We start from the raw sequence: 19,003 nt of genomic DNA, 5'->3' as shown, positions 1-19,003 counted from the left end.
AACGGTGCGGAGCGCGCTCAGGCGAGCGGAAGGGCGGCCGGCGCCGGCGCGGCGAAGGCTTCGATGGCGGCGGCGACTTCATCGGTGGCGCCGAGGAACGGCGCGTGGCCGGCGCTGGCGATGACCGCGCTGCGGCCGAGCGGCGTCAGCGCGGCAGCGGCCGGCATCGCGCCGGCCGGCACCAGCCGGTCGCGGCGGCCGGAGATCCACAGGCTCGGCACGCGCAGTTGCGGCAGTTCGGCGCGCACATCGAATTCGTCGAGCAGCACCAGCCCCTCCTGCAGCGCGCGCGGCGCCGGTTCGCCGCGTTCGAACGCGAGTTCGCGCAGGTGGCGCAGTTCTTCCTGGGCCTTGGCCGAACCCAGCGCTTCCAGCGCCAGGAAGCCGTCGAGGGTGCCGCGGAAATCGCGCTCCAGCGCTTCGCCGAAATTGCGGAACAGGCTGGGCTGTACGCCGTGCGGCCAGTCCGCGCCGACCACGAAGCGCGGCGAGGAGGCGATCAGGATCAGGCCGCGCACCTGCTCCGGATGGTCCAGGCCGGCGCGCAGCGCGACCTGGCCGCCGAGCGACCAGCCGAGCCAGTACGCGTCGGGAATGCGCTGCACCAGTTCGGCGGCCAGCGCCTTGGGATCCAGCGCGGTGGCGTCGTCGCGGGCGTAGCCGTGGCCGGGCAGGTCGATCAGATGCAGGCTGAAGGCATCGCCGAGGCGTTCGACCAGCGGCGCGAACAGCCCGGCGTGCATGGCCCAGCCGTGGATCAGCGCCAGCGCCGGGCGGCCGCTGCCGGCGGGAGCGCCGGCGGTTTGGATGTACATGGAAAGTCCGTGCTGCTGCGTTTGCGTGCCGCCGTCGCCGCGCGGGGGCGCTGCGGGGCGGGTGGTGCGGTGGATTGCTCGCTCGTCGTCGCTGTGGGTGCGGGGTAACGAGACTTGGAAGTCTTGCTTCGGTAAAGCCCTGGATATTCGGCTCCGCCGAAGTAAAGCGGAGCCCGCGTTCGCGGGAATGACGGGGTGGGGCTTCGCCTGTCTTGCCAGTTGCGCTTATGTCGCCTTGTCGCTTGTGTCGCTGTCTGTATCCGACTCGTCGCTTTCGCTCTTGCTCGTCATCCCCGCGAATGCGGGGATCCAGAGACTTCAGAGCAATGCCTCGATAAAGCCCTGGATTCCCGCGTTCGCGGGAATGACGAGCAAAAGCGTCGGCTCTTGCTGATTTATCGGTCCGTCTTTACCGGTTCGTCGCCGCCAATCGCCGCCTCAACGCCCAGCCCCGACCACGGCCATCGTCGCCTCGTCCGCGCGCTCGATCGCCACCCGCTCGGCCGCGCGCGCCAGCGCGTCGATCAGGCCTTCGACCTGCTCGCGCGTGTGCAGCGCCGAGAACGTCACCCGCAGCCGCGCGCGCCCTTCCGGCACGGTCGGCGGACGGATCGCGGCGACCCAGTAGCCCTGCTGCTCCAGCGCCTGCGCCATCGCCAGCGCGCGGCGGTCGTCGCCGCACATCACCGGCTGGATCGGCGTGCCCGACGGCAGCAGTTCCAGGCCGAGCTTGGTCGCGCGTTCGCGGAACAGCGCGGTCAGTTCGGCCAGCTTCTCGCGCCGCCAGTGGTCGTTGCGCGCCAGCTTGATCGCCGCGCGCGTGGCCGCGGCCTGCGCCGGCGGCAAGGCGGTGGTGTAGAGGTGGCTGCGCGCGGTTTCGGCCAGATGCCCGATCAGGTCGGCGTCGCCGTGCAGCGCCGCGCCGTAGCTGCCGAGCGCCTTGCCGAACGTCGCCAGCTGCAACGGCACTTCCTGCACCGATAAACGCGCCGCGGCGACCGTGCCGCGCCCGTCCGGGCCGGTGACGCCGACGCCGTGGGCGTCGTCGACGTACAGCACCGCCTTCTGCGCGCGCGCCACCAGGGCCAGGTCGCGCAGCGGCGCGATGTCGCCGTCCATGCTGAAAACGCCGTCGGTGGCCAGCATCGCCAGGCCGTCGGGCACGTTGCGCAACTGCCGGATCGCGCCTTCGGGATCGGCGTGCGGATAGCGGCGCAAGCGGCAGCCGGCCAGACGCGCGGCGTCGATCAGGCTGGCGTGGTTGAGCCGGTCCTGCACGCACACGTCTTCTTCGCCGAGCAAACCCTGCACCGCGGCGAGATTGGCCATGAAGCCGCTGCCCATCAGCAGCGCGCGCGGCGATTCCAGCCAGTCGGCCAGTTCGCGTTCGAGCGCCTCGTGCTGGGCGTGATGCCCGCAGACCAGATGCGAGGCGACGCCGCCGGTGCCTTCGCGCGAGGCCGCGTCCTGGAACGCGTTGATGACCGCGAAGTGCTGCGACAGCCCGAGGTAATCGTTGCCGCAGAAATTGACCAGCGAACGCCCGTCGACTTCGCAACGCGCGCCGTCGCGGTGGCTCACCGCGCGGTGGCTGCGCGTGCGCGCGGACGCCACGCGCTCGGCTTGTGCGGCGTGGATCCGGTCGCGCCAAAGGATACGCTGGCTGCTGCTCATGGCAGGTGGCTCCGCCGCTCAGGCGGCGCAGGTGTGGGCGGGATGTGCTTCGTGCTGCTCAATACTCGCATGGACGGTGCCCGCGGTCTCCACGATCTGCATCGGCCGCAGGCCCAGCCGCGCGAACAGCGCCAGATCGCGCTCGGTGTCCGGGTTGCCGGTGGTCAGCAGCTTCTCGCCGTAGAAGATCGAGTTGGCGCCGGCCAGGAAGCACAGCGCCTGCAACTCGTCGCTCATCGATTCTCGACCGGCGGAGAGACGGACCATCGACTTCGGCATCATCAAGCGCGCAACCGCGATGGTGCGCACGAATTCGAACGGATCGAGCTCGGTGGTTCCGGCCAACGGCGTGCCCTCGACCTGGACCAGACGGTTGATCGGCACCGAATCCGGATGCGCCGGCAGGTTGGCCAGGGTCTGCAACAGGCCGGCGCGCTGCTCGCGCGACTCGCCCATGCCGACGATGCCGCCGCAGCAGGTCTTCATGCCGGCGTCGCGCACGTGTTCGAGCGTGTCCAGGCGGTCCTGGAACTCGCGGGTGCGGATGATCTCGTTGTAGAACTCCGGCGCGGTGTCGAGGTTGTGGTTGTAGTAGTCCAGGCCGGCGGCCTTGAGCTTGAGCGCCTGATCTTCGGACAGCATGCCCAGGGTCGCGCAGGTTTCCAGGCCCAGCGACTTCACCTCGCGGATCATCGCCGCGACCTTCGGGATGTCGCGGTCCTTCGGCGAGCGCCAGGCCGCGCCCATGCAGAAGCGCGAGGCGCCGGCGGCCTTGGCCTGGCGGGCCTTTTCCAGCACCGCCTCGGTGCTCATCAGCTTGGTCGCGTCGACGCCGGTGTGGTAGCGCTGGGCCTGCGGGCAGTAGGCGCAGTCTTCCGGGCAGCCGCCGGTCTTGACCGACAGTAGGGTGCTGACCTGGACCTCGGTCGGATCGAAATTCTCGCGGTGCACGCCGGCGGCGCGGTGCAGCAGCTCGGGGAACGGCAGGTCGAACAGCGCGCGGACCTCGGCGCGGGACCAGTCGTATCGGAGAGTGGATTCGGGGGACGTGTTGGGCACCGGGCTGGCTCCAGCGGACTGCACTGACGGCGGGCGAAAGGGAACCGGCTGCACTGGGCGCGGCCGGATTGGGGAGTCTGGGAAGCGCGGGGGTGGCTGTCAACCGTGGCTGGCGTCGATTGGTTGACAGCAGTCGGGCGCGTGAATGAGCGCTTCTTGCGGGAGGTTCCAGGCAGGTTGGCTGCGTTGGCGTCGTGTTCGTGGCGCGATCGCGCGCGTTGGGTGGGCAGGGTCGGACGCGGGATCGCGGTTGGGCACTCTTTTCCTCGGCGGCAGTGCGATTTCGCCCCCGGTTTCGGCGCGGCGGCCCGAATGGGCAAGGTCGCCGACCCCGCGCCGGGGCGGTCTCCGGCGGCGCGGCGGGCGCTTTTCCGATCCGGTGCGGGGGTGGCGGCCGATATCGGCGCCGCTTGCGCGTGCCGACACTGCTCGCATGACTGCCGCACTCGCCGCCTTTCCTGCCCTGCCTGTCCCGACCGGCGTCTGGCCGCGCCTGGGTTGGTCGCTGTGGCCCTCGCGCTGTTTGATCTGCGCCGAGGCGGGCCTGCCGGGCTGCGATCTGTGCGCAGCGTGTTGGGCGCAGTGGCCACGGGTGGGGCGCAGTTGTCTGGGGTGTGCGATGCCGTTGGTTGCGGCTCGGGTGGGAGTGCGGGCGGACGATGACGATGACGATGACGGCGGTGGCGGCGGTGGCGGCGGTGGCGACGGTGGCGGTGGCGGTGGCGGTGGCGGTGGCGGTGGCGGTGGCGGTGGCGGTGGCGGTGGCGGTGGCGGTGGCGGTGGCGGTGGCGGTGGCGGTGGCGGTGGTGGTGGTGGCGATGGCGATGGCGGTGGCGGTGGCGGTGGCGGTGGCGGTGGCGGTGGCGATGATGGTGATGGCGCAGTCGGCGCCAATCCGCTCACGCACACGTCTTCGATCGCCGCCGCGCTGCCCGATCGCTGCGGCGCCTGCCTCGTCCGCGCCTCGCCGTTGAACGAAGTGCGCGCGGCCAGCCTTTACCGCGCTCCGCTCGATCGCCTGCTGCCGCGCTTCAAGTTCCATCGCGACCTCGCCGCCGGTCGCGTGCTGGCGACGACGATGGCGGCCGCGTTCGCACCATTGGCCGAGCGCATGCGATCCCGGAACGCCGCCGCGGCCGCACCGACATTCGCCTCGGCCCTGCATGCTGCGCACTTCGCAGGTGCCGCAAGCGTAGGAGCGATCAGCCGCGAGGGCATACGCGCGCCGAATCGCTCTGCGCATCCTGCCCGTTCCGACGACGCACCGGCTGCAATCCTGATCCCCGTTCCGCTGCACCGCAGCCGCCTGCGCCAGCGCGGCTACGACCAAGCCCTCGAACTCGCGCGCCCGCTGTCGCGTCGCCTCGGTCTGAGCGTGTGCGCCAGCGGCTTGCACCGCACCCGCGACACTCCGCCGCAATCGCGTCTCGACGCCGCCCAGCGCCGGCGCAACCTGGCCGAGGCGTTCGTCTGGATCGCCGATACGCCGCCGCCGGCGCACGCGATCCTGATCGACGATGTCATGACCACCGGCGCGACCCTGCATGCGGCCGCGCAGGCGTTGCGGCGCGCGGGGGCGCAGCGGGTCGATGCCTGGGTGTGTGCGCGGACGCTGTAGCGTCGGGCGCGCGCGCCGATGGCGACCGCTGGGTTGCGGCCCGCAGCGAGTGCGCGGTTCGGGTCGGCAGCACGCTGAAGTCTCTGGATCCCCGCTTTCGCGGGGATGACGACGCTGAGAAGTGCTCCGCGTTCTGGCTTCGGCTCGGCTCGGTTCGGCTCGGTTCGGCTCGGTTCGGCTCAGTTCGAATTCAATCGAATCCAAGCCGAGCCGAACCGTCGATACCGGCAACGCCGGCGCGCTGCACGCGCCGACGACAGCGTTGTCGCGTCATGACACCCGTGGAGCGCGCTGGCCGCGATGCATCCCGGCATCAAGGCGCGGCCGCAATCCTAGCGACATCCGCCGAAGCGTTCGCCGATGCCGACGACGCCTTCGCAGCGTTCACACGAATCGTCCAGGTGCGCGAATGCTGCAACAGGTTCCCGGCCATCGCCGCTTTGACGAATACGGTCTGATCGGTCGCGCGCAATTCCAGCGTGCGCGTGGCCGGCGTCGCGGCGTCCTGGCGGAAGTCGTAGCTGGCCGCGGTCGCGCCGGACACCGCCACGCCGTCGAGGTACCACTGCAGCGCGACCGTGCCGATGCTCGGGCGCAGGATCGCCGCCGAGAAGCGCTGGGTGCTGCCGCGCGCGTAGTTCACCGCCGCCGCCGGCGACGGCGCCTCGGTGCCGGGCTCGATCAGGTCGATGCCGGCCGCGGGCGAGCCGAAGCCGCCGCGGTAGAGCTTGAGCACATACTCCTGCCGGCACACCGGGCAGAACGAGGTGCCCAGCGCGCGCATCAGGCAGGTGTTGTCGACCGGCCGGTACATGCCGCTGCTGAGGTAGCGCGCGCCCTGGAACAGGCCGGTGCCGCTGGTGCCGGCCGGCGTCGGGATCGGCAGGCCCGGGGTGAACCAGCTGCGCCACTTCACCAGGCTGGCATTGGTCTGATTGGTCACGTTGGGTTCGCAGCGCGCGCTGCCGCTGATGTCGCTGCAGGCCGGGAAGCCGGGGTACGGCGTGTCGTACTCGTCGGCCAGGCCGTGGAAGCTGTGGCCGAACTCGTGGATCGCGATCAACGCCGCGCTGCTGTGCGCCGAGATCGTCGCGAACGAACCGCCGGCGCCGCCGTAGACCGGGTCGTTGACCGTCACCAGGATCTTGTCCCAGTCCGGGAAGCCGGCGGCCGCGGCCATGACCTTGGACGAGCGCGTGGTCAGCAGGCGATGGATCTGGCTGGTGCAGAAGGTCGCATCGAGCGCGGTGTTGACGAAGATGCCGGCGCGCGGATCGCTGCGCGCGGCGGTGTCGGCGCAGCAACTGGTGCCGGTGCAGCCGGCCTGGTACGGCGGATGGTCGGCGCCGGACTGGCTGGAGGCGACGAAACCGGTCTGCCAGTTCACGAAGTTCTGGTAGTCCTTGTACGGGCTGACGTTGAACAGTGCGGTCTTCAGCGCCGCGGCATGATTGGCGAAGGTGGTCTGTTCGGCGCTGGTGTAGCCGTCGCCGAGCACCAGGATGTCGAGCCGGTTGCCGGAGTTGGCGGCCTTGGCGGCGCTGGCGGCGGCCTCGCCCGGCAGCGGCGCGGCCAGCGGCAGCGCGCGGCGCGCGGCGGCGGCCAGCGGCAGTTGCGCGGCGCGGATCGCCAGCTCGCGCAGGTCGATGCGCTGCGCCGCCTTGGCCGCGCCGCCGGCGAGCTCGATCGTATCGGCCGCGTCCAGCGGCACCCGCACCACGAAGGCGCGATGCGGATCGCGCACCGGCCGGTGCAGCTCGATGCGGCCGTCGCCGTGCTCGGGATCGGCGGCGAACTCCGCGCGCAGGAACTGCGGCACCTGCGCCTCGTACGCCTGCGCGCTCTTGGCGCCGTTGCGCGAGATGCGGTACTCGACCCGTTCGACGCCGCGCTCGACCGGCTGCCGGCCGCGCAGGTCGCGCTGCGGGTCGCCGAGCTCGACCTGGGTGTAGAACACCGGCTCGGCGCGCCCTTGCGCGTCCATTTCGAACACGACGTAATGCGCGGGCACGGCGGCGTGGACGCAAGTGGCCGCCAGCGACAGCGCGCCGGCGCACAGCAACGTGGACAGTCTCATGGCGGTTCCCCAGCGAGCGGCGGACGGGCGCGCACCGGCGTGGCCGCGCAAGCGCGACGGTGATGCCGGTGCGGAACTCACACACCGGAGTCCATTGCGCTGGCAACCTCGGCGCATCCGGCGACGACAGCACGCTACTCCACGCCCGAGGTGGCGAGCGTAGGCACGGTCACAGTATCGGCTGGCGTATGTGTGCCGTTTTTGTGATGCGACATTGCGGAAACGCAACTCGCCATGAGCACGCCCCGCGAGGGTGCCCGGCTTGCGCACCACTCGATCCGTAACAGCGGCCTTGCGCAGACACCGCGCGGCGTGGACGCCGGGAGCATCCACATTCCCTGTTGCGACAAGGCACCCCATCGCGCGCCAGCGCCGACGATTCCGTTCGCCGACGCTGGCGCCCGCCTTTCGGGAAGGACCTTCAGGCCCGACGCCTTCAATCGACCGCAACGCGGCTTCGACCCGCGTGGAGCCGAAAGCGTCGGGACTGAAGTTCGTCCCCTTGCGCGCCGCACAAAACCCGCCGCGCGCCCTGCGTCGCGGGTGCGCGCGTCCTGCGCGCAACCCGCTCGCCCTCCCTGGCCCCCACCCGGTGGCGGCGTCCCTGCCGCCACGCGCGCCGTCCTGGCGCATCCCCGATTCCGACCGCCCGCCGTCCCTGGCGATGCTCCCTGCGTTGCGCCTCCTGGCGCGTCTGATCGAATCGGGCGGGTTCGCTTGGCCGACGTTCCCTGCCGTGCTCGGGGCCCGGCATCGCAAGCGCTCCACCGACGAGGAGGCCGTTGCCTGCGATGCGCTTCCCTGCCCCCTGCTCCGCTCCCTCCCTGGGCGTCGTTGACCGGCTCGGAATCCCTTCCCTGCCGCGTGCCGCTATTGTCGCCAAAGCGGTTCTCCCACATTGAGAATCCGCAGCGTCGACGGCGGCCCGCACGCGACGGCGGGAACGTGGCGGTGGAGCAGCGCGGCCTCCTTGTCCGCACCTGCCGCGCGACCGGCGCGGCGTCTCCACGGCGCACAGAATCGCGCACCGCGGCCGAACGCGTCAGTCGGCCGTCGGCGCGCGCGAGGGTAGGATTTTTCCGCTTGCGCGATGCGCGACGATGCGTTTAGGGCATTACCGGCGGGTGATAGTTCAGGGTCAGGCCGAGCAGCCACAGCAAGCCCAGCGCCAGCGGGATATGCGCCAGCAATTGCAGGAAGGTGAAGCCGACGATGTCGCGCGCCTTCAGTCCCAGCACACCCAGCAGCGGCAGCATCCAGAACGGGTTGATGAGGTTCGGCAAGGCTTCGGCGGCGTTGTACACCTGCACCGCCCAGCCCAGGTGCACGCGCAGGTCGTTGGCGGCCTGCATCACGTACGGCGCTTCGATGATCCACTTGCCGCCGCCGGACGGCACGAAGAAGCCGAGCACCGCCGAGTACACGCCCATCACCAAGGTGAAGGTCTCGGTGCTGGCGATGCGCACGAACACGCTCGACAGATGGTGCGCGAGGGTCTGGCCGTCGGCGCCCTTGGCCGCGGTCAGCAGGCTGGCGATGCCGCCGTAGAGCGGAAACTGGATCAGCACGCCGCCGGTGCTGGGCACCGCGCGCGCGACCGCGTTGAGGAAGCTGCGCGGGCGCCAGTGCAGCAGCAGGCCGGCGGTGAGGAACAGGAAGTTGTAGGTGTTGAGGTTGGCGATCGCGCTGACCAGCGGCTTGTTGGAAAATTCGTAGGCCAGCCAGCCCACGCTCATCGCCGCCAGCAGCACCGTGATCAGCGGGCTGTATTCGAGCCATTCGCCCGGGCGCGTGCGCGGCGGCAGCGCCGCGGCGTGCTTCTCGTCGGCGGCGAGGCGGTCGGCGCCTTCGAACTCGCGCGCGCGCTTGACCGAAGCGCCGCGCGGCGCGGTGACGAAGCACACCAGCAGCGACACCGCGATCAGCGCCGCGGTCAGCGCGATCGACTGCCACAGGAAAATGGTTTCGCTGAAAGGAATCACGCCGGTGATCGCCAGCAATCCCGGCGGCATGCTGGCCGGGTTGGCCTGCAACTGCGCGGCCGACGAGCTCAGCCCCATCGCCCAGACCGCGCCGAGGCCGAGGTAGGCGGCCGCGCCGGCGGCGCGGTAGTCCATGTCCAGGTCCTCGCGCCGCGCCAGCGCGCGCACCAGCAGGCCGCCGAACACCAGCGAGAAGCCCCAGCTCAGCAGCGAGGTCAGCATGCTGACCAAGGCGACGTAGCAGATCGCGCCGCGGCCGCTGCGCGGAAACCGCGCCAGCGCATCGATCAGCCGCGCCACCGTCGGCGCGGTGGCGACGACGTAGCCGCCGATGACCACGAACGCCATTTGCATGGTGAACGGGATCAGGCTCCAGTAACCGTCGCCGAACGCGGCCGCGGTGGCGCCGGGGCTCGCGCCGAACGCCAGCGCGGCGAGCGCGACCACGACCACGCCGAGCGCGGCGAACACGTACGCGTCGGGGAACCAGCGTTCGGCCCAGGCGGCGCTGCGCAGGGCGAAACGGGCGAGCGGGCCGTCGGCGGCGGGAGCGGCTGAAGTCATGAGGTGGCGGAATCCTGCGGAGGCTGGGGGATTGTCCGAGCCGGGGGTGCGCGGGCCACTTGGACTTTAGTCGCAAACGCTGGCGATGGGCTTCATGGGCCGCCTGCAGGAGCGGCGCGAGCCGCGACCGCGACATCACCGCTGCGTCGAAACCTTCGGCGTAGTTGCGTTGTCGCGGTCGCAGCTCGCGCCGCTCCTACAGGCAGGCCATGCGGGTTCAGTCTTTGGCGCCGATCTTGGCGCGCGGGGCTTTGCCGGAGCCGATCACGGCTTCCGCCCGCAACTCGAAGCTCGCGCTTTTCGAATACAGGCCGCTGACCGCCACCGCCGTCCAAGCGGGATAGTGATCCTTGAAGAACTCGCGATGCACCTTCAGCACCGGCTCGATGCGCCGGCGGAATTCGGCCTGGTCGCGGGCGACGTGGAAGCTCTGCAGTTCGATCACGTCGTCGAGGTTGGCGCCGGCGCTGCGCAGGTGCGCGCGCAGTTCGACGAACAAGGCGCGCGCCTTGGCTTCGTCGTCGGCGCCGTCCATCGCCGGGATGCCGGACACGATGACCCGGTCGCCGATGCGCACCACCGGCGAGTAGTGCAGGTCGCGGTACGAACTTTCCCAGCCCGGCGGGGCGAAATGCTCGCGCGTCGGCGGCGCGGCGTCGGGCGCGGGCGGTGCGGCGATCGCGGCGCAGGCGGCGAACAGCAGGGACAGGGGCAACAGCGGCTTGGGCATGGCGGCGCTCCGTGCGAAGGGTGTCGGCCGTCATTGCGCCCTGTCGCCGCGCAGCCGTCATTGCCCGCAATCACGATTGCGTTATGCCGGTCGCGCGAACTCGCGGGCGCGGTCGCACGCGCCCGGGCCGACCCGCGCGCGCCGCCGCCGCCCCGTTTCGGGCGCCGCGGCAACGGCGCCCCGACCCTCAGTAATCGCCCGGATTGGCGCTGTAACGCACCGGCACCGCGATCGTCGCGCTGCCGCCGGGGGCCAGGTCGACCGTCAACGTCACGCTGTTGCCGCCGACCGTGCCGCCGCTGGCGGCGCCGCAGGCCGAACCGGCGCTGGCGGTGCAGCGCCACGGCGCGGACAAGGTCGCGCCGGCCGGCAAGGTATCGCTGACCCGCGCGCCGATCGCCGCGTCGGCGCCGTCGTTGTTGACCGTCAGGGTGTACTCGCGGTCTGCACCCGGCGTGTACGTGCTCTGGTTGTCGGTCTTGTTGATCCGCAGCGCGGTCAGCAGCGCGCGGTTGGTGATGGTGCAGGTCAGGTCGTTGCCCGGGTTCGGCGTCAGCGTCCAGTCGACCGGGCCGGTGCCGGTCGGCCCGCCGGGCGCCGGCACCGCGCCGGTGCTGCCGGCGTTGGCGACGCAAGCGATGCTTTTCTGGTAATTCGCGAACGGCGTCGAACCCGCGCTGAGCGCATCGCGCAAGGTGTAGCCGGTGCTCGCGGCCAACAACACCGCGCCGGTGCTGGCGCTGGTGCCGGCGCCGCTGGTGGCGGCGCTGCCGAGCACGGTGGCGCCTTGCAGCAGGCTGACGGTGAACTGGTCGGCCGCGTTGGCGCGCGCGCCGACCTGCTTGACCAACGCGATGCGCGCATCGGCCAGGGTCAGCACGTGGTCTTCGACCTCGCCGTCGCTGGCCGAACCGGTCGGGGTGGCGATCTGCGCGGCGTTGCTGGCGATGCGCAGGCGCATGTAGCTGCGCCCGGTCTGCACGCCGGCCGGTACCGTCCAGTTGAGGGTGACGGTGGAGGTGCCGGAACAGGTCGGGCTGTTGGTGGAGACTTCGCCGGCATCGTCGAAATCGCCGTCGCGGTTGAAGTCGATCCAGCCGCGCACCGTGCCCGGCCCGGTGCAGGCGATCGCCGGCGAGGTGTAAGTGCGGCCCGGCAACGCGGCGATGGTGCCCAGCGGCGCCGCGAACGCGTCTTCGTCGTCGGTGCCGAGCAGATCGTCGCCGTCGGCGTTGGCCGAGTACTGCGCGGCCGATTCGGAATCCAGCGCGCTGCCCAGGCGGGTGCTCGGCGGCACCAGATTGGCGAGGGCGAAGCTGTCGGCGTTGATGTCGGTGGTCACGCCCGGCGTCAGCGTGCCGCCGCTCCAGGTGAACTGGGCCAGGTGCACGGCGTCGCCGTAGCTGCTCGGCGCATCGCCGTGATCGGTGGAGTCCACCACCACCACGCCGACCGCCACCGCCGAGCCGCCGCCGCCGCGGAACTGCACGCTGGCGCGGGTCGCGTTCTCCATGAAGCCCACGCCCATCGGGCCGGAGGCGCAGTTGGTCGACGCGCCGAAACGCAGGGTACTGGTGCCGCCGGACTGGCTCAGCAGGGCCGGCGTGCCGGTGGTGCAGCCGGGCGTGCGGTAGCGGTCGATGATGCGCCAGGTGGTCGGGCCGCCGGTGTTGGTGGAGTTGATGGTCGCCTGCAGGAATTCGTCGTTCGCCGACTGCTCGGCGTCGGCCACCACCAGGCCTTCGAGCTGATACGCAGGCGGGTTCGGCTGCCCAGGCGCGCCCAGCGTCGCCGAACAGCTGAAGTCGAAATTCACCGTGGTCGCATCGACGCGATTGCGCAAACCGATGTTCATGGTGTTGGCGGCGCCGGTGCCGCCGATGTTGTACAGATCGTCTAGACCGTCGCCCTGCCAACTGCCTGGCCGATACACCCGCAACGACGGCGCGGTGCCGCCGCTGATGTTGCTCAGCGAACAGGTCACGCGCAGTTCCTGCCCGTTCAGCGGGATCGTATTGGTCACCGTGGTGCCGGCCTGCGGAATGGTGTTCGGCGCGGTGCCCCAGTTGAACCAGTAGATGTTCGACTTGAAGCGCCCGGCGCCGCCGGTGGCGAACTGCGCCTGCGCGCTCAGCGGCAACAAGGTGGCGGCGAGGACGGCGGCGGCGAACGGACGCGCGAAGCGGCTCGCGAACGCAAGGCGCGGGCGGCGCGGGGGGAGAACTGAGGACATGCGGACTTCTCGACGACGACGGACGACGCCGGGCGGCCGGGCCGCGCGCACGGAAGGAAGCCGGCTAGGCCACGCCCCCCGCTTCGGCGTGACCGGAGTGTGCCAGCCCGTCTGTCAACGCCATTTGAAATGCGCAGGCCCGCGCGGCCGGCTGGATGCCGTTCACACCGCCGCGGGCGCGCCGCGCACGAAGTAATCCAACGCCAGCCCGGCGAAGATCGTCAGCCCCACCCAATGGTTGTGCAGGAACGCACGGAAGCACCGTTCGCGCTCGCGTCCGCGCGCGAGGACGAATTCGTAGACCACCAACACCGCCGCGACCGCGAGTCCGGCGTAGTACCACGGCCCCAGCGCGGCGCGCTGCCCGGCCAGCGCCAGGGCGGCGAACATCAGCGCATACAGCGTGCCGATAGCGAGCAGATCGAGTTCGCCGAACAAGATCGCGGTCGACTTCGACCCCATCTTCAGATCGTCCTCGCGGTCGACCATCGCATACCAGGTGTCGTACGCGGTCGACCACAGGATGTTGGCCACGTACAGCAGCCACGCCACCGCCGGCACTTCGCCGCGCACCGCCGCGAACGCCATCGGGATGCCCCAGCCGAAGGCCATGCCGAGGTACACCTGCGGCAAATGCGTATACCGTTTCAGATAGGGATAGCTCGCCGCCAGCGCCACGCCGACCACGCTCATCAGCACGGTCAGCCGGTTCATCGTCAGCACCAGCGCGAACGCGGCCAGCATCAGGGCCGCGAACACCGCCAGCGCCTCGCGTCCGCGCAGCTCACCGGTCGCCAGCGGTCGGTGCTTGGTGCGCTCCACGTGCGGGTCCAGCCAGCGGTCGGCGTAATCGTTGATGACGCACCCGGCCGCGCGGGTCAGCCAGACCCCCGCCGAGAACACGAACAGCGTCCACAGCGGCGGCACCCCGCCAGCCGCGATCCACAGCCCCCACCAGGTCGGCCACAGCAACAGCAGCCAGCCGATCGGCCGGTCGCCGCGGGTCAGCTTCCAGTACAGCGACAGACGCCGCCGCCAGTCCGGCGCGGGCAGGTGGGAGTGGGCGCGATCCATAGCCGCATAGAGTAGCGCGCCGGGGGCGGGGCGCTTGCTTGCGGCGGGACTGGGGGGCGTGCCGGGCTTGTCGGGTCGGAGCTTTCGATCGGGCGCCGGATCGGCTTGCCTGGCGCGGGATCAGGCCCTGGCTCGGCCGACGGCCGCGGCGGCGGCGGTGCAGCCTCCCGGGCCGTCCTACGCGACCGACCGGCCGGATTCACCCAAACCGGCGGATTCCGCTATGATGCACGGCCGCACGCCGCGAGTCGGCGTACGCGATCTCCAAGCGCCTGTAGCTCAGCCGGATAGAGTAGTGGCTTCCGAAGCCATTGGTCGGGGGTTCGAATCCCTCCAGGCGCGCCAAATTCCCAGTTCGAACCTCTCTGTTTCGAGAGCAGCGACCGTCGAAAACGCTTTATTTTCGGCGGTTTTCGCGTTTTGGCGTTGGGCCAGGGTCGGCGCGGTTCCGGCCGAAACGGGGAGGATCAACCCCACTTTTCTCTCTTCTCTCAGGGCGTTTTTTAGTCCAACAACTAACTCCCGCTCTCCTTTTTTTCAACAACTTAGCGTTAGTCAAAAAGATCAGTTTGATGCCAGAGGTGGGGTCCAAAAAATCGTTCTAACGTGTGCGGAACTCACGAATTGGGCCAAGAGTAGGAATTAGTATCCTTCCATCCTTCCGCTAACTCTGCGCAAGACATGCTGACTCTGATCGAGAATGCCAGACCGCGGTTGTCACCTATCCCTTTTAGATGAGTGCTGATCGAAGCGCTTACGTGGTGTATGAGGAGGCTTATATCCTCGACCCGATGGAGCCGTCAGAACAGCCAATAGTTCAGCAGGCGCAAGCGATTCTAGGGTATCCCAAACACGATCAAATTCAGCGTCATACTCCGTGTTCATCACCTCAAGCAGGGCTTCCGCCAACTCCCTCAAACCGATCATATCCGCATTGGAGAAGGTAGCGTGCCTCGTGTGATCAGTACTTAAACTACTCACCTTCACCAATCCGGAATCTGATTTCTCCAACTCGACCTCTACGAAGTTCTCTTCGAAGTGGTTTACCGAGTGCGCAATGAATTTATCTCGTATGCCCTTTAAATAATCGTGCCGCTGCTGCAAATGTGATGGCAATAGAGCGAGTTGTTCCGTTGATATTCCTGACCTAACTCCGGAAGCCATAGTCCGGCAGTACGTAACAATGGCAAATGTCGCGAGCGACCTAGAGATCAGGATGGCTCTAACTGATCCCACTACAGGGTTGCTGAGGAATTCATCACATGCCTGAATTGATAACTCCAGATCGTGTAGAACCCCTGCTAGATCGGCCAGCCTCTGAGCATCTGCACGCTCAAATCTGTAATTCATGTCGTTACGCCCGTAAGTCATACGCCTAGGTTCGCTGCCACGGAGTAGCATGTCGAGGCCATAGTCTCAGACTTCGGGACTGCGCACCTGCCTCCTCATGCATTGTCCCACTCGTCAATCAATACGACCTCAGGCAGCACGAGCGGAGTCCGTACCTTGTGCTCCTGATTACTAATTACATCGAGCTGGTCGCTTAGTTCATCGAGTCGACGTCGCGCGTAACTTTCGACTGACTCAGCGTTATAGATGCGAGCGGACACGGCACATGCAGTCACTGCGAAGGTATCCGCCGCTATTAGGTGCATGATCAACTCGTCCGCCAACCAAGCATTTGCGCGCCGATGGAGCTGCAACCCCCCCCGTGAGTGAACTTGTGCAGCCAAGTAGCAGGCCCCTTGTTCCTTAATCCATTGAGGATGACGCACGTTTCCGGGAATATTGGTGTGAGTGCCTTTAGCGCATCTTCCAGTTGCGGTGTATCGGCAGTGGACTCCCCGCCCAATGCCATCTTGAGCCCTCTAACGCGATCAGTATCGGCGCAGTACATCAGCCACCAAGCATTTGCGCCCGCCTCCAGCAGCGGCCTTAGTAAAGTAGCTGCAGAGCTGAGTTCCTTCCTGTGCCGATCAACTTGATGATGCTGGAGCAGTGCTCTAGGGCCAAGTCAACGGCACTGCGCGCTAGATCGAATCGAACGCGATGAGGTTGCTTGGCAGGGATGAGCTCAGCCAGAGCCCGAAACTGCCCCCAAGATTCGCGCAGACGCTGGGCCACTCGTGTTCGATCGTCACTATCCATGTGAACTCCTAAGTGGCCGCAGCTAGAGGAAGCTCGTCTAAGTTTGCAGTTCTAATGGTACAGGCTCGCTCGCCCCTGACTCCCTTCGCCCGGGCATGAACGACGGGAGCGGAGAAGGGTCGATTACGACTCGCCATTTCGTTGAATGACCTGGCTCAGACGCTCCAAGCGCTTGAGATACTGATCGGCCATTTCCCGGGATTTCCGAGGCATACAGGAATCAGCGTAAAGGAATGCATCCTTAGCACTAGGCCAAGCAAACTGGCGCCACTCTTCCCCATGCATCGACAATACATGTCGAGGAAACTGCTCATATACCACCCAATCACGAGCCGTCATGCCAACCGGCTTGTATCGGCGATTGACTAAAAGACGAGAGCCGTCCTCGGTGTAATCCACTCCATAAGGCAGCCAACAACGCATTTCCCAGATCGCGGTGCAATCTTGCGCGATCCGGAAGCGCGCGCGCCTCAGCAACGCGGTCATGTAGTCAATAGAAAACTCGACAGCATTAGCCGTGCTAACGAACTTCTGGCTGATATCTTCAGTCTGACTGAGCGCCGCTTCGGCAGGAGTCAGTTGCCTCCACCTGTCCCTCGGGGGACGAACAGCGTGCAACGACTGGGCCACCCCTCGTCACTACGGCGGAAGACATAAGGCTGTGGAAGACTGGGGTCCAAAACCCCATTCTTCTGAAGCAATGACAAATTCTTGAGCCCTTTTTCCTCAGCCAGCCTGTCAAGTGCGTGGCCGTGCGAGATGCCTTCGGCGTGCGAAATCTTCTTCGCCATGCGACGCATGATTTCGATTTGATGGATAGCAAATTTTTGCACGGAGATAGAACCTTTCTTCAAGACCGCGGTCTTGCCATATGCGTCCACACATAAAGCTTCGCGGCGAAAAAAGGTACCCGCGTAACAAGCACGTTGCCGATTCGGCTTCGCCATCGTGGACGGGCTGGCCGACGTCATCGGCGCAGCCAGAGAGTATCCACGCATACTCTGGCGTGCAAGTCGGACCTAGTAGCTCTTTCACGGCTGCGCAGAGCCGGCGCCCAGTGATGCAACACCGTACATGCCCCCCCTTGACGACCGCTGTGAACGATGTACACTGCTGCTGTGAACGATGCTCACATGCAGGTGATATGGAACAAACAGGCGATGACTTTGTCGGGATTGGCGAGATTGCCCAGATGGCGGGGGTTTCCCGTCAAGCGGTCGCCAATTGGAGAGTGCGCGTTTCTGACTTCCCTGCGCCCATCACTGAACTTGCCTCTGGTCCAATTTTCCATCGGTCGCACATCCGGTCTTGGCTCAGAAAGAACAAGAGGAACATTCCAGTGGCTCACGTGATTTCTACTATCAATCTAAAGGGCGGCGTCGCCAAGACCACGACGTCGGTGGCTCTCGCCGAAGTTTTTTCCGGCGTCATGGGTAAGAAGGTATTGGTCATTGACCTCGACCCTCAGACCAACGCAACGATTATGTTGCTCGGCGAGGATAAGTGGCTGGAACTGAACAACAAGGGCCATACGCTGGCTCAATTGTTCAAGGATGCGATGAACACGGAGGGGAAGAAGTTCAATCTTGAAGCAACACTGCAGAAAGGCGTTGGAGACGTGCAGGAAGCAAGAAGCATCGATCTTCTCCCGTCGAGCCTCGATCTTATCGATGTGCAGGATCAATTGGCTTCGGCCCCGGCAGGTAAGTTCTACGCTGTTAATCCAGTCGAGCTACTTTGGCGCGCTGTTAAGGCCAAAATCGATGATTACGATATTGTCATTGTTGACTGTCCGCCAAACCTCGGCATTGTTACGCTGAACGGTTTGCGCCTGTCTGACTTTTATCTGATCCCTACAATCCCAGACCATCTCTCCACCTACGGTATTCCGCAGATTGTCACCCGAATCGATGAATTCGCGGAAGAACTGGGAGACCAGATCACACCACTTGGAATCGTTGCAACGAAGTTCCAGACAAACTCGACTGTGCACAATACCGTATTGAACCAATTGCGGAACGACGATCGACTTCCCGCCGTCTACGCAACCAGGATCAAGCAGACCAACGTCGCGTCTGCCGCCGCTGAACATCTATCTTCCAAGCGCACCTTGCGGCAGAAGTACGGGCCCGACCCGCACGGCCTCACGTCGACCTATATCGAACTCGCAAGGGAAATCTGGCGAGACTTGGAGGGAGAGTTGTGAGCGTTAAAAATATCCTTAACCGCGTAGTTCGCGCTGTAATCGAAGAAGCCGAACGCAACCCTGACTTCGAATCAGCTTTGATCGAGGCTCTGAGCCCTGCGTCGGCTAAACGCAAGGGCTCCAAGGACGGCGGTGGAAAGCCGGCAACGGAAGTTGATGACATCAAGCGCGGCAAGAATCGACGAAATCCGGCGGCCTTCGATCCAGTCCAGTTGATTCGAGATGGCGAACCCGTTCTACGTCGCGCTCTCGAAAAACTATCGTTAGAACAGCTACGCGACATTGTCGCTGACTACGGCATGGACCCGGGGCGGCTGGTCATGAAGTGGAACACCCCCGAACGGGTTGTAGACAGAATAGTTGAGATGTCCGTTGCGCGGGCGCAGAAGGGAAACGCGTTCAGGAAGCCGGTCGAAGACCATTCGCCCCCCACGCCGGCGGAAGACGCAACCCGCACTGTTGATGAGGCCAGTACACAGTCGCAGGACGACAGCCCTGACAAGGGCTGATCGTCCTCTCGGCGCTGACCTAGCCTGTGTTGAGGTTGCTCTAGCCGGCTTTTTGTGAACTACCAGTTCGAATCCGGGAGCCGTGGGCGCGCCAAATTTCCAGTTCGAACCTCTCTGTTTCGAGAGCAGCGACTGTCGAAAACGCTTTGTTTCAATGTTTTTTGCGCTTTAGCGTTCGACCAAGGTCGGCCCCGTTTCGACCGGAACGGGGCAGATCAACCCCGCTTTTCTCTCTCTTAGCCTGAGTGCCTTGGTTTTTTAGTCCAATGCCTCGGCCCGGCTATCCTTTACGGGCCCAGGCGGCGAGTGCGCGC

The 19,003-nt window shown here is 66.7% G+C and carries 16 protein-coding genes, 1 tRNA gene and 1 pseudogene; 6 read left to right on the top strand and 12 right to left on the bottom strand.

Going from position 1 to position 19,003, the window contains the following annotated elements; all coding sequences use genetic code 11:
- Positions 1–17 precede the first annotated feature (17 nt).
- The 3 genes from bioH to bioB form a co-directional block, all read right to left on the bottom strand.
- A complete protein-coding gene (gene bioH / locus JHW38_RS17420) occupies positions 18–815 on the bottom strand; it encodes a pimeloyl-ACP methyl ester esterase BioH (RefSeq protein WP_207522587.1) in 798 nt (265 codons plus the stop codon).
- Between the two features lie 438 nt (positions 816–1,253).
- Positions 1,254–2,489 (bottom strand): 8-amino-7-oxononanoate synthase, encoded by a 1,236-nt coding sequence (bioF, locus tag JHW38_RS17415; RefSeq protein ID WP_207522586.1) that lies wholly within the window; start codon positions 2,487–2,489, stop codon positions 1,254–1,256.
- Between the two features lie 18 nt (positions 2,490–2,507).
- A complete protein-coding gene (bioB, locus tag JHW38_RS17410; RefSeq protein WP_207522585.1) occupies positions 2,508–3,548 on the bottom strand; it encodes a biotin synthase BioB in 1,041 nt (346 codons plus the stop codon).
- A gap of 145 nt (positions 3,549–3,693) precedes the next feature.
- Between bioB and JHW38_RS25780 the strand changes: the two are divergent.
- The 3 genes and pseudogenes from JHW38_RS25780 to JHW38_RS17395 form a co-directional block, all read left to right on the top strand.
- Positions 3,694–4,170 (top strand): annotated as a pseudogene (locus JHW38_RS25780) (hypothetical protein); the annotation flags it as partial.
- 37 nt (positions 4,171–4,207) lie between these two features.
- On the top strand, positions 4,208–4,522 hold the full coding sequence (locus tag JHW38_RS17405) for a hypothetical protein (protein WP_207522584.1): 315 nt from the start codon (positions 4,208–4,210) through the stop codon (positions 4,520–4,522).
- Complete coding sequence (locus tag JHW38_RS17395; RefSeq protein ID WP_242691415.1) at positions 4,519–5,166, top strand: ComF family protein; 648 nt, start codon at positions 4,519–4,521, stop codon at positions 5,164–5,166. The genes JHW38_RS17405 and JHW38_RS17395 overlap by 4 nt, the downstream gene beginning before the upstream one ends.
- 313 nt (positions 5,167–5,479) lie before the next feature.
- On the opposite strand, the gene JHW38_RS17390 is transcribed toward JHW38_RS17395, so the two are convergent.
- The 5 genes from JHW38_RS17390 to ubiA form a co-directional block, all read right to left on the bottom strand.
- Positions 5,480–7,243 carry a M64 family metallopeptidase gene (locus tag JHW38_RS17390; protein WP_207522583.1) on the bottom strand — a complete coding sequence of 588 codons (1,764 nt, stop codon included), beginning with the start codon at positions 7,241–7,243 and terminating at the stop codon, positions 5,480–5,482.
- 1,106 nt (positions 7,244–8,349) lie between these two features.
- Positions 8,350–9,789 carry a short-chain fatty acid transporter gene (locus JHW38_RS17385; RefSeq protein WP_207522582.1) on the bottom strand — a complete coding sequence of 480 codons (1,440 nt, stop codon included), beginning with the start codon at positions 9,787–9,789 and terminating at the stop codon, positions 8,350–8,352.
- Positions 9,790–10,006: 217 nt separating this feature from the next.
- Positions 10,007–10,519 carry a Rid family hydrolase gene (locus JHW38_RS17380; RefSeq protein WP_207522581.1) on the bottom strand — a complete coding sequence of 171 codons (513 nt, stop codon included), beginning with the start codon at positions 10,517–10,519 and terminating at the stop codon, positions 10,007–10,009.
- Between the two features lie 187 nt (positions 10,520–10,706).
- Positions 10,707–12,752 carry a CshA/CshB family fibrillar adhesin-related protein gene (locus JHW38_RS17375; protein WP_207522580.1) on the bottom strand — a complete coding sequence of 682 codons (2,046 nt, stop codon included), beginning with the start codon at positions 12,750–12,752 and terminating at the stop codon, positions 10,707–10,709.
- A gap of 162 nt (positions 12,753–12,914) precedes the next feature.
- Positions 12,915–13,826: a 4-hydroxybenzoate octaprenyltransferase gene (ubiA, locus tag JHW38_RS17370; protein ID WP_207522579.1), complete on the bottom strand. Its 912-nt coding sequence runs from the start codon at positions 13,824–13,826 to the stop codon at positions 12,915–12,917.
- 268 nt (positions 13,827–14,094) lie between these two features.
- On the opposite strand from ubiA, the gene JHW38_RS17365 reads away from it, so the two are divergent.
- A tRNA-Arg gene (locus JHW38_RS17365) sits at positions 14,095–14,171 on the top strand.
- Positions 14,172–14,543: 372 nt separating this feature from the next.
- On the opposite strand, the gene JHW38_RS17360 is transcribed toward JHW38_RS17365, so the two are convergent.
- The 4 genes from JHW38_RS17360 to JHW38_RS17350 all read right to left on the bottom strand — a co-directional run bounded on the left by JHW38_RS17360 (position 14,544) and on the right by JHW38_RS17350 (position 16,945).
- Positions 14,544–15,176: a hypothetical protein gene (locus JHW38_RS17360; protein ID WP_207522578.1), complete on the bottom strand. Its 633-nt coding sequence runs from the start codon at positions 15,174–15,176 to the stop codon at positions 14,544–14,546.
- Between the two features lie 307 nt (positions 15,177–15,483).
- A complete protein-coding gene (locus JHW38_RS26015) occupies positions 15,484–15,825 on the bottom strand; it encodes a DUF6988 family protein (RefSeq protein WP_428995327.1) in 342 nt (113 codons plus the stop codon).
- A gap of 272 nt (positions 15,826–16,097) precedes the next feature.
- Complete coding sequence (locus tag JHW38_RS17355; protein WP_207522577.1) at positions 16,098–16,460, bottom strand: hypothetical protein; 363 nt, start codon at positions 16,458–16,460, stop codon at positions 16,098–16,100.
- 89 nt (positions 16,461–16,549) lie between these two features.
- Positions 16,550–16,945 carry a hypothetical protein gene (locus JHW38_RS17350; protein WP_207522576.1) on the bottom strand — a complete coding sequence of 132 codons (396 nt, stop codon included), beginning with the start codon at positions 16,943–16,945 and terminating at the stop codon, positions 16,550–16,552.
- 173 nt (positions 16,946–17,118) lie between these two features.
- On the opposite strand from JHW38_RS17350, the gene JHW38_RS17345 reads away from it, so the two are divergent.
- Together JHW38_RS17345 and JHW38_RS17340 are read left to right on the top strand one after the other, a co-directional pair.
- A complete protein-coding gene (locus JHW38_RS17345; RefSeq protein WP_207522575.1) occupies positions 17,119–18,180 on the top strand; it encodes an AAA family ATPase in 1,062 nt (353 codons plus the stop codon).
- Positions 18,177–18,689 carry a hypothetical protein gene (locus JHW38_RS17340; RefSeq protein ID WP_207522574.1) on the top strand — a complete coding sequence of 171 codons (513 nt, stop codon included), beginning with the start codon at positions 18,177–18,179 and terminating at the stop codon, positions 18,687–18,689. Before JHW38_RS17345 ends, JHW38_RS17340 begins: the two co-directional genes overlap by 4 nt.
- Positions 18,690–19,003: the final 314 nt, after the last annotated feature.

The organism is Lysobacter enzymogenes (assembly GCF_017355525.1).
In the GTDB taxonomy this organism is placed as follows: Bacteria; Pseudomonadota; Gammaproteobacteria; order Xanthomonadales; family Xanthomonadaceae; genus Lysobacter; species Lysobacter enzymogenes_C.
This window is presented reverse-complemented; position numbering and strand designations above follow the sequence as displayed.

Coding starts and splice junctions, on each gene's coding strand:
- bioH (WP_207522587.1), bottom strand. CDS start 815: ATGTACATCCAAACCGCCGGCGCTCCCGCCGGCAGCGGCCGCCCGGCG.
- bioF (WP_207522586.1), bottom strand. CDS start 2,489: ATGAGCAGCAGCCAGCGTATCCTTTGGCGCGACCGGATCCACGCCGCA.
- JHW38_RS17405 (WP_207522584.1), top strand. CDS start 4,208: ATGACGATGACGATGACGGCGGTGGCGGCGGTGGCGGCGGTGGCGACG.
- JHW38_RS17390 (WP_207522583.1), bottom strand. CDS start 7,243: ATGAGACTGTCCACGTTGCTGTGCGCCGGCGCGCTGTCGCTGGCGGCC.
- JHW38_RS17385 (WP_207522582.1), bottom strand. CDS start 9,789: ATGACTTCAGCCGCTCCCGCCGCCGACGGCCCGCTCGCCCGTTTCGCC.
- JHW38_RS17380 (WP_207522581.1), bottom strand. CDS start 10,519: ATGCCCAAGCCGCTGTTGCCCCTGTCCCTGCTGTTCGCCGCCTGCGCC.
- JHW38_RS17375 (WP_207522580.1), bottom strand. CDS start 12,752: ATGTCCTCAGTTCTCCCCCCGCGCCGCCCGCGCCTTGCGTTCGCGAGC.
- ubiA (WP_207522579.1), bottom strand. CDS start 13,826: ATGGATCGCGCCCACTCCCACCTGCCCGCGCCGGACTGGCGGCGGCGT.
- JHW38_RS17360 (WP_207522578.1), bottom strand. CDS start 15,176: ATGAATTACAGATTTGAGCGTGCAGATGCTCAGAGGCTGGCCGATCTA.
- JHW38_RS17355 (WP_207522577.1), bottom strand. CDS start 16,460: ATGACCGCGTTGCTGAGGCGCGCGCGCTTCCGGATCGCGCAAGATTGC.
- JHW38_RS17350 (WP_207522576.1), bottom strand. CDS start 16,945: ATGACGTCGGCCAGCCCGTCCACGATGGCGAAGCCGAATCGGCAACGT.
- JHW38_RS17345 (WP_207522575.1), top strand. CDS start 17,119: ATGGAACAAACAGGCGATGACTTTGTCGGGATTGGCGAGATTGCCCAG.